This is a genomic window from Acinetobacter tibetensis (assembly GCF_023824315.1).
Lineage (GTDB): Bacteria > Pseudomonadota > Gammaproteobacteria > Pseudomonadales > Moraxellaceae > Acinetobacter > Acinetobacter tibetensis.
The window spans coordinates 1,897,446-1,912,428 of the sequence record NZ_CP098732.1; the positions used below are offsets into that span (position 1 = coordinate 1,897,446).

A 14,983-nucleotide genomic window follows, 5' to 3' on the forward strand; every position below is an offset into this window, starting at 1 on the left:
GGTTTATATAGTTTCATAATGGTGTTAGTTATTCTAATTTTAGAAATGATGTTCGCCCGATACAAAAAGCTTTTTTGATGTTTTAGCCGCATCTCAACTTTTTAATATCTTGTTTAGAAAACTAGTTAAAGCTGATACATTAAAACTTAAATTATAAAAAAACCAGATGGATCAACTAATGAAAATTAAATATCCCATTTTACAATTAACGGTAAGCTGCTTATTTTTAGGGTCAACATATACTATAGCCTCCCCTATATTACCTAATAATAGTAGATACCAAATATCTGATATTGTGAGTAAAAATCCTGGTTCAATATTATCTATACAAGAAGAAAATACAGATCTATTTACAAATGCTTCACAGCGATTCTTAATCACTTATCATAGCCGTGGAGTGCATTCAGAACCAATTGTAACTTCAGGATATCTCTTACTTCCTAAAGGTAAAGTACCTAAAGAAGGTTGGCCTATTCTCGCTTGGGCTCATGGTACAACAGGTGTGGCAGATACTTGTGCTCCGTCTGGAGATTATACTGATGGGCCAGTCCATGTTTATCAACAAATTGCTGCTAAAGCACTCAATGCTTGGCTCGCTCGTGGATATGCTGTTATCGCACCTGATTATCAAGGTTTAGGCACACCAAGCGGACATCCATATATGAATGCTGAAAGTCAGTTGCATACTGTTGTTGATGCTGTCAGAGCAACTCATTATATGAAGCAGTATAAATTTAGTAAAAACTGGTATGTCATGGGACATAGTCAAGGAGGTGCTGCATCTCTAAAAGTAGCAGCGGACGGCCCAAAAGATGCACCTGAATTTAATCTACGCGGTGCGATTGCACTCGCACCAGGTGGCTACCAATATGAGGGAATTGCTGAATATGTTGCAAATAATTCAAAAATTACCACAGATGTTGCTGCTTTTTTTCCAATCGTTCTTCTTGGTGCTGAGGCCGCAGATCCTAATCTGAATCCAGTAAATCTAGTCAGTCAAGAAATGGAACAAATCCTTAATTATGCACGCAGTCGTTGTTTGTCTGAATTACAAACAGATCTGAAGGCTGCACCTAACACTGTATTTAAACCGAATATAAATTTGCAACCTTTAACAAATTATTTGAAAAAACAGTCTATTGAAAATATGACTCCTACTGTACCGCTACTAATTGTACAAGGTGAGAAAGATCAACTCGTAGATTATCGTGGTACTTATGCTTATTATCAAAAAATATGTGCAAAACAAAAACCTGTAGCATTTCATCCCATCAAAAATGGCGATCACCGTGATTCTCTGAGACAAAGTGAATTTCTGATTGGAAGCTTTATCAACTCAGTTGAGGATGGTAAATCTGTGAATACGTGTTCTTCAAAATAATACTTTAGACTCAGTAATTTAAAAGTTTAGAAATACTTATATGAAGACTAAGAAATTAAATAATTCGATTTTTTAATATAGACGAGGAGATAAATAAAAATGATGTCAGAAAGTTTACTATCATTGAAGGATAAAACTGCCCTTGTAACAGGTGGTGCAGCAGGTATAGGAAAAGCTAGTGCTCTCATTCTTGCACAATCTGGTGCAAACGTGATGATTGCGGATTTAAATTTAGAAGCCGCTGAAAATACAGCGCAAGAGATCAATAAACTTACTGGCGGAAATATAAAATGTGTTGCATGTAATATTCTGCAAGATGATCAACTGGTCAATGCGGTAAATAAAACTATAGAAACCTTTGGTCAAATTCACATCTTAGTGAACAATGCTGGGGGTGGCGGTGGTGGCCGTGAATCTCCCAATCAAATTACTGTAGATACAATTGAACGTGATTTTCAGCTCAACGTTTTTGCTGCTTGGCGATTATGCCAGCTTGTGGCACCACATATGAAGAAAGCTGGTTATGGTTCAATCATAAACATTAGCTCTATGAGTTCAATTAACAAAAGTCCGGCTATGAGTGGGTATGCATCATCAAAAGCTGCCTTAAACCATATGGTGGCCAATTTGGCACACGATTTGGGTCCTCATATCCGTATCAATGCTATAGGGCCTGGAGCAATTCGAACAGCCGCATTAGAAACTGTTCTTACGCCTGATATAGAGAAAAGAATGCTTTCTCATACTCCACTATGCCGATTAGGTGAACCTGAAGATATTGCCAGAGCCGTATTATTCTTTGCCGCACCTATTTCATCTTGGATTTCTGGACAAACATTATTTGTAAATGGTGGCGGTATACAAACACTAGATTAAATTCAGATTTCAAACCATATTACAAAGCACTTATTTCACGCAAAAGTACCAATACAAAAGCTCTCATTTCGAGAGCTTTTGATAAACTTTATTCATTTAAATGAATAAAAATTGCCGCAGTATTATTAACTAGACTTCCTTTTAACACTAAATCTAAGAAAAATCTAATTCCTTTTCAAATGCTTTTAGTTCAAAGCGGGCCATAGCTAAATTTGATTTAGAACGATCTAAAACTAAATACAAGAACAAGTTATGGTTGCTTTCAAGAGGTCTGATTAAATGATATTACTTACCTAAAGTAATTAAAATATCTTCAATATTATCATTTAATTGTAGAGCTTTCGCTACTTTACGTTTCGCGCGAATGACTTCTGTATTACCTGCTGCTGCAAGTTCTAAATCTATCGTGGTTCCTTGAACAGCTAAAGCCAGACCACTCTCACTATCGACCAATGCTGTTGCAATAAAACCATCTATACAAGTTAAACGTTCTAAAGCTATACGAGCCATATTACTTTCTACCTCAAATTAAGAGTTTCTTGAGGAAATATTGATTTAAAGACCTAATTTTTTACGTAGTTTCATAAAAAAACTGCGAACTTTAATCATCTGACCTTCATCAATTGATTCATCGCTTCTCATGAATTTAGCTTCATGAGAGTCAATCCATGAACCCATTTTGAGCATATGGGAAAGTGCAACAAAGCGGATAATCTGTTGTCTTGGAATCTTTAATTGATCAATTACCGTTTTAATCTGAGCACCTTGGGCAAAACATGAAGCAATTTTTAATAGCTTTCGACGCTCATAGCCTGACTCAAATTTTGGCCAGAACTCCAGTTTAAAATATTGATTAATCTCTATCTCTGGAATATCTAAGTCACTAGAGTGATAACCCATCTGCCACAACCAGCTACGTAAATCCTGAGCATCTAAGTTTTTCATCGTTTCTTGAGCAAATTGATTTGTGACATAGGTTTGATTCAGACTTTTATCAAAAAAAGTTATAGGATAATCAGTGCTTACCCACACTCGCTCCGTCATGGTATCAACTAAGGCCAAAAAACCTCGATAATCAAATAACTGTATAAAACCATTATAAGCCAATAAACATTGATCCAGTACAGTTGAAATTGATACTTCTAAAGTTGTTGGCTTTAAATAAAGATTATCATATGGTTCATAATCAAAGAATTTTTCTTGCAGCCATTCGCGCAAATCATCTGACTTGGTTACAGGATATGATAAGGTGTCCCCTACAATTATTCCCTGCTTTTCTGGGACTTTAATCAGACGTAAATACTGCACATTAATATGAGCGAGAATTTTCTGGATAGTGAATGAAGAAAAAAAAGCATCATTAATCATGAGGAGATCAATGTTTTTATCAGCGATATTCACCCAACGCACCATCACTTTATCAGGGACTGCTAATAGTATTTGGCTTTTAAGTTGGTCAAGCACATTCAGGCTTATCCCGAATACAGCAATATTTAAAAACTTTTTCATACTCTAACCACATTAAGCTAGGTGTCATTACAATAGACAATTAATTACTTTAATAAAAAATATCTATCCATTTATTTCGACAAAAGATTCAGATGCTTTTTTGACTTGATATCTGATTTAACCTATAAAAATATCAAGTGAACCTACTGCAATCATTATCATTGCAAAGTGCGTATATTCAACCTCAGTTAACACCACATATTCATTCTCTAGCAGATTTCAATCAAGGGGTGAAGAATCTGGCATGAATGTATATAGATATTTACTTTGATTTCATTTTTTAAAGCATTTCAACGATTCGGGTTTCAACAGCGGTAATTAAGACCTCTACTAAAAGTAAGACGTCATCATTTTGTCTAGCATCAACAGCAAATAAAGGATAGCTATAGTGATGTAAAGTCATCCATTCTCTATAAATTTTGAGCATCTGATCCACGTGTTGATCGAGATGTGTAATGCCTATGACTATATTTTCACTGTAGCTTCGAAATGCATTGATATAAGTTTGTAATTCTTGCAAACGCTCATGATTCGAATGATCAATTAAAATAGCAACACCAAGTGCGCCTTTGCAGACAATTGGCCACATAAAATCAAATCGATCTTGCCCAGGAGTACCATAGAGTCCAATTTTGGTATTATCCTCAAGCACTATTTCGCCATAATCGATCCCTACCGTAGTGGAGTATTTACTATGTCTATTGACGTCAGTATTAAGTGCTTCCGTTTCTATTACTGGAATATCTGAGAGTGTTTTAATAGCTGCAGACTTTCCAGCCCCCATACTCCCACCAAAAACAATTTTATATTGCTGTAAAACCATATATGTACTCTTCTCTTAAAGATTTAATAAAGTTTTAAATGAATTGTATTAGGTGGCTTTAAAACTAAATTAGACACAATTTAAGGCTATATTTAATTAATTACTTTCAACTAGTAATTTAAATAAATAAATGCTTAGTGAATTCTCTAGCCATCATCACTTTTCTAAATAGAACTTACGATTACATGTGTGAACAAATTGTGAATTTGATTGATATTTCAATTATTTATTTGATTATCAATGATATATATCCAGTATTTTTTATTTTTAAGTATAAATTAAAAATATTTTTAGGATAAGTACAATTAATTACAATTGAAGCGAGTGAATAATAATTATTTTTCAATTTAACAGAAATGGATCATAAGTACGGCTCAATATTTGAACTTTTCATAAGGCAATTAATATTGGCATTAACATTTATTAATTTTTAGTAAAGTTACTCAACTTTCAAAAATAATGCTTTCTCTTTAGCTCGTCGATTTACTAATCCCTTGATCTTTTTACCATTGTCATACACCCAACGATCAAATTGTAATGCTGCAGCTTTTAAATCACCTTTATTGATCAAAGTCAGCATAGTGCTTTTCATAAAAGCTATCTCACCCACGTTATAGATAAAGCTTACCAGTGCATCAAACTGATTTTGATTGATCGTGACCTTCACGTATTTATCTAGGCAAGCATCAACCCATTGGCTATCATTTTTAAGCCAAAGCTCTGCTTGACATTGGGTGCAAGTATCACCTTTCTTAACCTTGGTGCCATTTGGATACTTAATCGTGCCATAGCCTATGGTCCATACCGCTCCAGTATCGAGATAGGCACTTGCTCGAAACCCCTCAAACTCTCGAATAATTGCAAAGCCCTGCTCTGAAATATCGCGTAAGCTGGTAACTACTGGGGTGGTTGGTAAAGAGTAGCCTATTAGCTTGGCAAATTCGCTAAGTCCATTGGTGGCAATAATGGCGTCACCAGCATTGACCTGATCTTGAGTGAGCTTTCCACCCGACATAGCACGAAGCCATGAATATGCTTGAGCGATTTGTTCTGAATGATTTACTGTCATTTCACTTTCCTATAGGCAATAAAAAACCGCCCTAAGGCGGCATATAAAACAAAAATGACCAACGTATGGTCATTTTAAATAAATTAAGATGATTGGATTATTAATTACTCGCGCGTAACCAAGGTGTTACTGTTAGCCCTGTTAGGATTCCTTCAGGACTTAAAAAGCGTGTAACTGTTTGCCCCCATGGCTCGACCCGATTATTAACCAGCAATTGATAGCCATTAGAAGCTAAATGAACTGAAGCTTCCGCAATATCTTCAACTTCAAATTCAATCCAACCTTGAGGTATATTGAGTTCTTCCGGCCATTCGTTAACACCAAAACATGACGCAGCCGCCTGAGTTAAAGGCCATAGTGCAAAATGCTTTACGCCACCTAGCTCACCATCTTCAGTGCTCATATATGATTCATTCCCCTCCATCTCTTTGATTGGAAGATCTAATATATTGAGATAGAGTGATTTACTCTCTTGATCTACTCTTGTAATTGGTCCAAATCCAGCAACAAAAAGTACTTTGATTGGGGGCATTAAAATAACTCATTCTTATAAAGTAGTTGATTCCTTTATACTTCAAATAGTTCACTTTTAAAACATGAAATATTTTATGCATAAAAACTCAATTAATTTATTTGGTTAATTCATCCTTTGATGCTTTAAGATCTTTCACCACTTCAATAATGGTCTTCCCCTCCTGTTTATTGATGAAGTTAAATGTCCACCGAACAACAGCCCAACCAGGTAATCCACACACAAAGAAGAAACCACCGAGAGTAATCATCCCCCAAATGTCAGTCACCCATGAATGCAGAGCAAATTTAACAATGATGAATGATCCACCCGCCAGACTGGAAACCACTGTGCAGATCAAGCCCACGGCCCACTCTTGTGGTGAGCGTGGCATACGCGTCATCAAGACAACTGCAGCGACCAAAGCCACAGCTAACGTCACCATAATTGCTGCACCATAAAATTTTAAAAGTGCTGTTAAACCAAAACTGCTTGTAGAGACAGGCTCCATATATTTCCCCAAATTTTTGACATAAAAAAACCGCTGAACGCGGCACTCACTTCTTCTCACTTAAACTTCAATATTCATGACCTCACCTGCAGGTGCGCTCCTTACGATCAATTGTCCCCGAACAAACACTCGGCTACCCATTTGAAATACCGTGGCAGCAGTACAAGCTACCAATCCTGATCCATCAATGACCAATACCTTATAGTTGGGATGATCAGCCATCTGAACCGTACCTACAAATTCGGATTCCCTGGGAATGAGATCCAATAAGCGCTTATATGCATTACTCATGATTAACTCGCTCAACGGTAACGGTCTGTGTGACTTTGCTATAACTAAATGAACCACTGATAGAATCTACAATGCCCCACCACTCTGCATTGAATGCCAGAATATCTGCAGGTTTGCATTGACCAATTTCTTGAGTTAATGGCATCGTAAAAGCATGCATCTCGACCATTCCCGCTTTGGCCAATGCTGACTTAGCATAAGCACCCATTACTGATGCAGAGGTAAACAAGTTATTGTTGATTGTTTCGACCAGCACATCACCACTAGTACCAGTGCGCTTTACCAGTCCCGTAGCACCTGTCTTGTCATTGGTGAGGCTAATGCCGTTATAGTCTGGATAGGTCTCATAATCAGTAGACTGTTCTGTGATGATCGATTCAGGCAGCAGAATGTCATAGTCATTAGTACTCATCGAATCCCAGAAGGTTTTCTTGTAAAGTGGCTTGATCGTAATCGCCTGACTATCTGTCTCGCTATATACAAAACCACCTGCTGCTGTTGCAATTTCCTGAATGGCTTTGATCGGAGTAAGTCCTGAATAGCTCAAACTTTCAGTAGGAACAATCCAACCCAATGCATCAATCAATTGCCAGTTCAAGCCTAGATCTGGATAAGCAGATCGATCAATCTCAGCCTGTACCAGTTGCACCGACGTACGCTCATTCTCCTGAAGGAACGCCCGAGGTGGTGAAGATGGTGAATCCAGCAAGGCAGATGGACTACGCCCTGTTAAAGTATAGGTTTCTTGAGCAAACTGCCGTGATCGTGTACGGTTTTCAAGCAGCATCAAATACTCGAAGCTATTCACTACAATTTTCAAGATGACAGGTTGCCCTGCTACTGGATCTAGTTTTGACAATTCATATGCTGGAATCACTAAGGTATAGGACCAGCACCAACTCTGCCGATCGGTGCGGTAGTTCCCATTTAACACATGAATCTTTTGCCCACTATCAAGGCGCGTTACGCTAATTTCATTCACGATATACCACCATGGTTTTGGAGCTATTGCGGGTATGCAGTCGTCTACGCCAAAATTCAGAATGACGTTATGTGAGTCCACATCTGTGCAGAGACAATTGAAAACCAAATCTGTATTACCAGCGTATTCAGGGATTTCAGCTTCTGGCCAAGGCTCAACTGCATGTTTGCGGTAATAAGTGGGCCGAGCCTTTTCCCAGGGAATAGAATCCTGAGTGACAAGCTCTAAACCTTCATCCCAATCAAATACCAATCGATGCTCAAAAACTTCAGCGACCTCATGACTGAATGTCAATTGCTTACGCTTGCGAATAAGCTCATCCCATTCTGTAAAACGTTGAATCCTTAGCTTGCTTGATTCTTCAAAAACTAAGCTTTGATTGATGAAGGACTTTTGATTCTCTTGCCAATACAAATAACCTGGACTGCTTAGCCCTGTGCCTTGTTCAAAGGCTTTTTGCACCACTGTTCTAAGTACATTGCCAATTTGAAAACTAGATGCCACAGAATGATTGATGGCCAACCCTGAGTCATAAAAAAAGGCACTGTGATGTGCCTTAAAGTTTGGTTTTGACCAGGGAGTCGCATCGACGATTAGTTGATTCTTGGCAGCACCAAAGTTCAAGCTTTGTTGGAGAGCAACACCTAAACTGTTATTCATGTTTTGAGTGCTAACGACCAATGCATTAAAGTCTGTACTGATATCAGCACTTAAGGCACAGAATTGATCTATGACCACAGCATTTACGAAAGGATTAAAATCCGTTTTGACTTCTGCATAAAGCTGTGCAATTTGCCCAGTAACAGCATAAATCTCTGCATCAAAACAAGTTACGACAGTGCTTTCCAGTGCGTTGTGATCTTGGATTTTTGTCGTAATAACAGGTTCAAAGCCGATTGATACGACAGCATTCAATGAAGCAGTTATGAGCTCATCTGCACCAAACTCTAAAATGAGATGATGAGCATCAATTGCCCCCATCTCTTTTTTAAAATCTAGCTCTACATTGTGTGCATCAGGTGGCGTATAGTTCGACACATGCTCACCTCATCAAACTGTTGTGGGTTTCAATACAATCGAATTCATCATCAGTGTTGCGCCTAGCACTAAGGTTGGATTAGCTAGACTAATGTCGGTTCCAACTGCAAAATCGGCGACTGCTAAACCTGCCCCGTTGTAAAGACGTGCCCATACTGCTGCTCCTGCTTTTGTGACCAATGCTGCATCGGTTTGATTCAACTCAATGCTGTCAGTATTCAATTGTTTGAAGCATGGCTTCGGTAATGTAAGCGTTACAAGTGCAGCAGAAGTGCTCGCAGCGACATCTATGGATGCAGGTTTGGTATCGCTATAAAAAACAAAGGTAGCATTTGAGCTACCTTGATCAATGTATGTTGACAGTGCTTGCAACTGGGCAAGTCCTGCGGCTAAAGATGGGATTACACTCATTTTGGCACCACATTGTCTTGAATAACTGCATTGAATTCAGAAGTAGGATGATGAGCAACGATGAAAAACTTCGTCTTCGTCAGATGATCAAACTCGTAAAAACCGTTTTGATCAGTGACCACTTCCGCAACCATACGACCAGATAATTTCTCAAACAGTCGCAGACGACAAGGAATAGGCGCACCAGTCTCTCTCACCTGTCCTTTGATAGATAAACCTTTATCAGTTGCATACAAAAAATCATTGTTTGCACTAATGGCTGGTATAACTTGAAGATTTATTAGCATCATAAATCCCCTATTTTTAAAACAACTTGCCCGAGTGTAGAGGACGATTGAACTACATTCACTGCAATATAAAGCCCGCTATTTTTTTCAATAAGCTGGTAGTTGGAATATGGTCTATTCTGAAATAACCAATACAATCCAAACATTTCTCCTCGTAAAACTGTTTCATTAATAAAGACTGGAGCAAATGGGGCAACATTGGTTAAGTTAAAGGCTCCAATATAGTTAGATGAACCCGAATACATAGCAGCTTCACCAGTATTTAAAGAAGTGTTTTTAGCTGTAATTGATTGAGCAGCTTGAGAATAACCTCGTTGTAATAAAATTTTAGTTGTAGCTTGACTATCTGCAAGTCCTGTAAGTTGGGCGTGAAAATAACTACTATTTGCAGCTACATTATTAAGCGTACAAGATAGAAAAGTGTTTGATGTATCAGCATTTACAAGTGAATTAAATGCACCAAATCCATAAATTATTACATCTGTAGTAGCAGCAATTGAGGCAGGCAATATATAAAAATAGTCACTATTCCCTACCAAAAACCAATTTCTATTACCCGCTGGTACCGCCTGACTATCACTATAAAAATTAGCAGTTGCGCCTGCGTAATACCATTTTGCCCATCCATTTATGACTGTAGTGCCACTCCCTGTACCCACCCAGTTCTTATTGGGCGCAGCACTATCATAGGGAGCCTGAACCCCAAGCATCGTATCGATATCCGTCATATCTTCAACAATGCCTACTTTTGCGTACTTCGCATAAGTTGAAGTGTAAGCTGGATCTAATTCATCAACCACGCGTAAATATGGTCTGCTCGGCAGCAATATATTATTAGAGCGATACGCGGCTTTTCCAGCAGCACTAAACGGCTTTGACCAGCCTAACGGTGGTAATGAACACGTCATGGCGCCTGTTGCGGTACTTACACTGGGTTCGGATGTAAGTTGAAATGTAATGGTATTGGCATTTGGAACACTAATAATCCGGTGCTCGCCATTAAACTCAGCCTGATTTGCTCCGGCTATTTTAATCACTTGGTACTGCATAAAATTATGCGCTGCACCAAAAGTTGCTGTCACCGTCGTTCCACTGGTAGTTAATGTGCTGACCGACTGAGCGCCAAACCCGTTGACCAAACACGCATCAAGCACATCAATCATGCAGCCAAAATTATTAGTCAACTGAGGTGCATTGCTATTGGTATGCACATAGAGCTTAGGATCTGTACTTGCAACCATATTCTTTTATCCAATAAAAAGACCGCTTTAAGCGGTCATATTCTGTTAATTCACTTTAGACATTGCGATTGATATCGCCACGGAACATGATCTGGAATTGATCCGAGATTGTTGTCGGCTCGGATTGCTTCACCGTGCGAATGCACCAGACTGGGAATGTGGCAGCTTTAGTATTGAAGCGCAGCACATTGCCTGATGCCCAACCCGTTCCCCAACCTTCTTTCTTGATTGTGAAATAAGGAGAACCTGTAATTGGATTGATCGGAGAGCAATCCACATTAATTGAACCCGTTCCAATTTGACCAGCATCCTCACCAATAATTCTGAAGTTAGTGGTATCGGTAAACACAATCGCCCAGCGTTCCTGAATCGCACCTTTATTCGTGACTGCAATCGGATAAAGCGCATCATTGTAATTGGCAGAAAGACTTGCGCCTGTTGCTGTATCGGTCCATGTGTTATTCCACACAGACTGGACAAATTTACTGGTATAGCGCGACTGCATATCATTGATGACTAAAGCGGATCCGACCACCGTATTCTCTGCTTGATAATTGTGCGTCAAAGGCTTGGTAAATGTTACTTGGCCATTAATCTGCACATCATTAATCAAGCCCATATCCTGATAGCGATATTTAGCTTTGAGTGGTACTGCCAGTGCTCCTAATGCGAAATCACCGCCTAAAGTCACATGCCCATAATCATAATCCACCATATACATGTCATAAGGAACCTTGGTCCCCGCGCTATCTTCAAGCTCACACCACGAAATACGCTGATCGTTCAAGTTATAAGTTTGCCCTGCAACATGGCTTGGCAACTCTTGAATCTTGGTTGCACTGATAATGCCGAGATCACCAACACGAAAAATGGGTACTCGCCCATCTGGTGGCAAGCGCGTTGCTGAAAGCCCCAAAATATCCGCATCCAATGGAATGTATGTATATGCCACTGCATTGAAACGCACGCTATCCGCAGCAATCCAGAATGGCACATTGATATAATGATCTGTACCTTCGATAAACTCCAGTTCAGGCAAATACCATTCTTCAGCTTCGATCTCAGCACGATTGGCTTCGGTAATCTTGGTTTTGGTATAGAAATAAAGATCTACAAAACCAGTTTCATAGTTAATCGAACCGTGAGCCTGTGTCGTCTCAATCAGACCAGCTTCATTCGCAGTCAGGGTTAACTGCCCTCCGCTGATTGCGCCTACAACAACGGTCAGAGAACCAGGACGAATCGGAATCGTTGGTGTTCTAAAACTGACATGGTGAATGGGCAAAAGATCAGTTGTAGTCGTGAGCGATTGGAGTGTGAGCGTGTTATCCGCTCCTGGTGTCCAGCTATCAACAGTGACAACACCTGTACCATATTGAATAGATCCACTCTGTGTTGCGCTGCCTGTGGTCGGATCTACATTACGGTAAATTAAACCACTGCGATCAATAAAGGTGTCTGCACCAGCTTTAAATCGTACAGAACCAGATAAGATCTGTTCATCAAAGCCATTAGTGAGATCAAACTTTAAGTTTGATGCATTCACCTGTGTAGATCCTGCTGTTGCACTTGCTGTATCTCGATATCGCACAGTGATATCAGTCGTGCCATAGGCTTTATAGGTTTCTTGCGTTGTAATAACCTTGTCAGTCTGTGGTAAATAGAAGCCCATCTTTTACCCCGCTAAATAATAGGATTGAGTTGTGTAATTTTTGGTGTAACGGGTATAAGTCGAATGAGGGCTAATCTCCACCGCTCCCGTAGTGTAGTTGATGGTGCCCATGGCATTACCCAGTCGATCGACCAGATTTCCCAGAGTTCCACTCACCGGAACATCGGTCACCAGGACCGAGCCTCCCGCTTGTAAAAGCGGATTGGTTAAAGGGATGTCAAGTTCAACACTGTTGGGCTGAATGGCTGCACCTGTACCAATGGTAAATACCAACTTATTACTTGCATCAGGAACAACATTTGTGACCACTTGTGAATCAGGCTCACCATAATCAAATACAAAGTTAAATACGGTGCCTTTCTGCGGAAGCTTATTCGGTATCAACTTTCCACTACCTGCGGCATAGTTAATGCTTCCGATCGCATCCCCTGTGAATTGTCCTTGCGCATTACTGGTTGCGGTTTTAGTCACTCCATCGAGTAACCATGTGGCAGTGACACTGCCAGACTTAACCCCTTCTTGCCCTAAATCAAATTCAATCGCTGCTGGTAGTACAGCAAGATTTGATCGAGCAAAGGTTGTAATTGGTGACCCCCATTGCAACAGAATCGGTGTTCCGACATCAGGTAAAGCGCCTGTGGTTAACAGCCATGAGCCTGTCTGATAGTTGACTGTACCACTACCGACTGCACTGTTTGCCCCAACCAAACGCCCTGTGCCATTGTCTTTTAAGACATAGAACTTACCTTGCGCCATATAAGAAATCGAAAGTGCACCAGGTGCAGGAATCGGAAGTAATACTCCTGTCCAGTTGGTTCCTTGGTTATTCTGAGTCACGGGCAAAGCATAGGACTCAAAAGGTTGGGTAGGTGCTGCAGCAGGTGTAAAGGTGATATTCAATACCTGATTACCTGTGCCGATGGCATTGGTCCACACAATCTGACCCGTTTGATAATCAACACTTCCCACTTGAGTACCAGTTGCTGTACGGAGTGTACCACCACTGTCCATGATTGCTTGACCAAACAAGCTAAACGACATGCTACCTGGCATTACACCTGAGCCAAGAAAGAGGCTTTGTGCTGTATTCACGTTTGTTGTGAATTGAACCGTAATCGCTCCATCACTCCCAGCAACCAGTGCGGTATTTTCACTGACTGCATTCAAGTCCAGCAAGGGCGTTTCGACTTGGGAAGATGGGATGAGCTGAGCATAGATACTTTCAGCATTGACGGTAAAACTGCCGACGTTTACATCTTCAACTAGATCCACACTGGCATAGTAACGACCACTATCCGCGACGATCGTGTCCCGAATGATGGTTGCTGGCTTAGTATTGTTGTACCACTGTGTCGCTGACACACCGATGAAATCGTGATTCAGTGGATCATTAAAAGAATACAGAACAATTTTATATTGAATTGTTTTTCCATCTACCCTTAACAAACCAATTCGCGTCTCAAGTGCTGTAATTCTTAAGAACTGAGTTGTTTCATCAACTGTTCCTTCTCCCACAATTAGAATAATTGTGTCACCAATATTATTCTCAGTTTCAGATGTATCCATCGCCACTTGAATCGACTTCATGCCCATGTAAGCCGCGTCAAGTAAAGAACCGACTGCCTGGGCACCCTTGGCCAAATAATTCTCTACACGGTTTTGTGCAGATGCTCGTTCATCTGTCCATGATTCTGTACTGAACAGCAAAGCCGATACATTCGGGTCTGCTGGATTCTCTGAAATGAAAGCTGTTGCTCCCATGAGTGAATCTGTATCTTCATTGGTTAGACCAGGAAAGATCTTACACATCGATACATCACCCATGGTGCGATCAAGCTCTGATATGTCTGGGAATAAGTTGTTGCTCTCCCCATCTACTACGATCTGACCTGAGTATTTTCCCCCACCATCTTCTGTATCGGTTAAACGCTGCGACTTATAGATGACGAGGTTATGGGTTTCAATTGGCATCGTTTAGCTCCGTAAATCGCATAGTGACACTGTAGAATTCATTCTCAGAAGCCGCAGGAATACCCTTAACCGGCTTGGCTTCAATCGCATTTTCAGCATGATTAAAAATTACGTTAAACTCACGCTGATCACTAGCATATTCAAACTTCAGCGTGAATTCTTCACCTTGAGCTGACGACCAATCTTTCAGGATTGAAAGCGTAGATCGCTTAACCCAGCCCATACCATCTGCTGCAGGTAGCAAAGTAATCGGACGCCCTGATTTCTTTTTGCCTTCCTGAATAATGAGCGTGCCATCTACAGCACGCTCATGCGTCTGTTCAATCGGCTTCCAGTCAAATTCATCCGACCATAAAAAACCGTCCTCAAGTTGGACGGTTTCGTTTGTTGATTTGCGCATTAGTTTCATG

General features: G+C 40.1%; 15 protein-coding genes and 1 pseudogene. 2 read left to right on the forward strand and 14 right to left on the reverse strand.

Annotation, left to right across the window (positions count from 1 at the left end; translation table 11 throughout):
* Positions 1-166 precede the first annotated feature (166 nt).
* Entirely contained in the window at positions 167-1,381 is a 1,215-nt protein-coding gene (locus M5E07_RS09260; protein ID WP_491523323.1) for an alpha/beta hydrolase family protein, read from the forward strand.
* A 102-nt stretch (positions 1,382-1,483) separates the two neighbouring features.
* Positions 1,484-2,257: a glucose 1-dehydrogenase gene (locus tag M5E07_RS09265; RefSeq protein WP_252223771.1), complete on the forward strand. Its 774-nt coding sequence runs from the start codon at positions 1,484-1,486 to the stop codon at positions 2,255-2,257.
* 153 nt (positions 2,258-2,410) lie between these two features.
* Here M5E07_RS09265 and M5E07_RS09270 read toward each other — a convergent pair.
* The 14 genes and pseudogenes from M5E07_RS09270 to M5E07_RS09335 form a co-directional block, all read right to left on the reverse strand.
* Positions 2,411-2,767 (reverse strand): annotated as a pseudogene (locus M5E07_RS09270) (roadblock/LC7 domain-containing protein).
* A 45-nt stretch (positions 2,768-2,812) separates the two neighbouring features.
* Positions 2,813-3,766 carry a hypothetical protein gene (locus M5E07_RS09275; RefSeq protein WP_252218664.1) on the reverse strand — a complete coding sequence of 318 codons (954 nt, stop codon included), beginning with the start codon at positions 3,764-3,766 and terminating at the stop codon, positions 2,813-2,815.
* 280 nt (positions 3,767-4,046) lie between these two features.
* Positions 4,047-4,589: a GTP-binding protein gene (locus M5E07_RS09280; RefSeq protein WP_252218667.1), complete on the reverse strand. Its 543-nt coding sequence runs from the start codon at positions 4,587-4,589 to the stop codon at positions 4,047-4,049.
* A gap of 439 nt (positions 4,590-5,028) precedes the next feature.
* Positions 5,029-5,658, reverse strand: a complete 630-nt coding sequence (locus M5E07_RS09285) for a lysozyme (protein WP_252218670.1) — start codon at positions 5,656-5,658, stop codon at positions 5,029-5,031.
* A 100-nt stretch (positions 5,659-5,758) separates the two neighbouring features.
* Positions 5,759-6,061, reverse strand: a complete 303-nt coding sequence (locus tag M5E07_RS09290; RefSeq protein WP_252218673.1) for a VOC family protein — start codon at positions 6,059-6,061, stop codon at positions 5,759-5,761.
* 226 nt (positions 6,062-6,287) lie between these two features.
* The gene (locus M5E07_RS09295) at positions 6,288-6,680 is read right to left on the reverse strand and encodes a hypothetical protein (RefSeq protein WP_252218676.1); all 393 of its coding nucleotides are present in this window, start codon (positions 6,678-6,680) and stop codon (positions 6,288-6,290) included.
* Positions 6,681-6,740: 60 nt separating this feature from the next.
* Entirely contained in the window at positions 6,741-6,971 is a 231-nt protein-coding gene (locus M5E07_RS09300) for a hypothetical protein (RefSeq protein WP_252218679.1), read from the reverse strand.
* The gene (locus tag M5E07_RS09305; protein WP_252218681.1) at positions 6,964-8,991 is read right to left on the reverse strand and encodes a hypothetical protein; all 2,028 of its coding nucleotides are present in this window, start codon (positions 8,989-8,991) and stop codon (positions 6,964-6,966) included. The genes M5E07_RS09300 and M5E07_RS09305 overlap by 8 nt, the downstream gene beginning before the upstream one ends.
* A 12-nt stretch (positions 8,992-9,003) precedes the next feature.
* Complete coding sequence (locus tag M5E07_RS09310; RefSeq protein ID WP_252218684.1) at positions 9,004-9,402, reverse strand: hypothetical protein; 399 nt, start codon at positions 9,400-9,402, stop codon at positions 9,004-9,006.
* Positions 9,399-9,692, reverse strand: coding sequence for a carboxypeptidase-like regulatory domain-containing protein (locus M5E07_RS09315; protein ID WP_252218686.1), 294 nt, complete (start codon positions 9,690-9,692; stop codon positions 9,399-9,401). Before M5E07_RS09315 ends, M5E07_RS09310 begins: the two co-directional genes overlap by 4 nt.
* The gene (locus tag M5E07_RS09320) at positions 9,689-10,930 is read right to left on the reverse strand and encodes a hypothetical protein (RefSeq protein ID WP_252218688.1); all 1,242 of its coding nucleotides are present in this window, start codon (positions 10,928-10,930) and stop codon (positions 9,689-9,691) included. The genes M5E07_RS09315 and M5E07_RS09320 overlap by 4 nt, the downstream gene beginning before the upstream one ends.
* A gap of 55 nt (positions 10,931-10,985) precedes the next feature.
* Entirely contained in the window at positions 10,986-12,602 is a 1,617-nt protein-coding gene (locus M5E07_RS09325; protein ID WP_252218690.1) for a hypothetical protein, read from the reverse strand.
* Positions 12,603-12,605: 3 nt separating this feature from the next.
* The gene (locus M5E07_RS09330) at positions 12,606-14,573 is read right to left on the reverse strand and encodes a hypothetical protein (RefSeq protein ID WP_252218692.1); all 1,968 of its coding nucleotides are present in this window, start codon (positions 14,571-14,573) and stop codon (positions 12,606-12,608) included.
* On the reverse strand, positions 14,563-14,982 hold the full coding sequence (locus M5E07_RS09335) for a hypothetical protein (RefSeq protein WP_252218694.1): 420 nt from the start codon (positions 14,980-14,982) through the stop codon (positions 14,563-14,565). Before M5E07_RS09335 ends, M5E07_RS09330 begins: the two co-directional genes overlap by 11 nt.
* Position 14,983 lies beyond the last annotated feature (1 nt).

What these genes read in the sequence shown, in the direction of transcription:
- M5E07_RS09260 (WP_491523323.1), top strand. Translation starts at nt 167, where the DNA reads ATGGATCAACTAATGAAAATTAAATATCCCATTTTACAATTAACGGTA.
- M5E07_RS09265 (WP_252223771.1), top strand. Translation starts at nt 1,484, where the DNA reads ATGTCAGAAAGTTTACTATCATTGAAGGATAAAACTGCCCTTGTAACA.
- M5E07_RS09275 (WP_252218664.1), bottom strand. Translation starts at nt 3,766, where the DNA reads ATGAAAAAGTTTTTAAATATTGCTGTATTCGGGATAAGCCTGAATGTG.
- M5E07_RS09280 (WP_252218667.1), bottom strand. Translation starts at nt 4,589, where the DNA reads ATGGTTTTACAGCAATATAAAATTGTTTTTGGTGGGAGTATGGGGGCT.
- M5E07_RS09285 (WP_252218670.1), bottom strand. Translation starts at nt 5,658, where the DNA reads ATGACAGTAAATCATTCAGAACAAATCGCTCAAGCATATTCATGGCTT.
- M5E07_RS09290 (WP_252218673.1), bottom strand. Translation starts at nt 6,061, where the DNA reads ATGAGCACTGAAGATGGTGAGCTAGGTGGCGTAAAGCATTTTGCACTA.
- M5E07_RS09295 (WP_252218676.1), bottom strand. Translation starts at nt 6,680, where the DNA reads ATGGAGCCTGTCTCTACAAGCAGTTTTGGTTTAACAGCACTTTTAAAA.
- M5E07_RS09300 (WP_252218679.1), bottom strand. Translation starts at nt 6,971, where the DNA reads ATGAGTAATGCATATAAGCGCTTATTGGATCTCATTCCCAGGGAATCC.
- M5E07_RS09310 (WP_252218684.1), bottom strand. Translation starts at nt 9,402, where the DNA reads ATGAGTGTAATCCCATCTTTAGCCGCAGGACTTGCCCAGTTGCAAGCA.
- M5E07_RS09315 (WP_252218686.1), bottom strand. Translation starts at nt 9,692, where the DNA reads ATGATGCTAATAAATCTTCAAGTTATACCAGCCATTAGTGCAAACAAT.
- M5E07_RS09320 (WP_252218688.1), bottom strand. Translation starts at nt 10,930, where the DNA reads ATGGTTGCAAGTACAGATCCTAAGCTCTATGTGCATACCAATAGCAAT.
- M5E07_RS09325 (WP_252218690.1), bottom strand. Translation starts at nt 12,602, where the DNA reads ATGGGCTTCTATTTACCACAGACTGACAAGGTTATTACAACGCAAGAA.
- M5E07_RS09330 (WP_252218692.1), bottom strand. Translation starts at nt 14,573, where the DNA reads ATGCCAATTGAAACCCATAACCTCGTCATCTATAAGTCGCAGCGTTTA.
- M5E07_RS09335 (WP_252218694.1), bottom strand. Translation starts at nt 14,982, where the DNA reads ATGAAACTAATGCGCAAATCAACAAACGAAACCGTCCAACTTGAGGAC.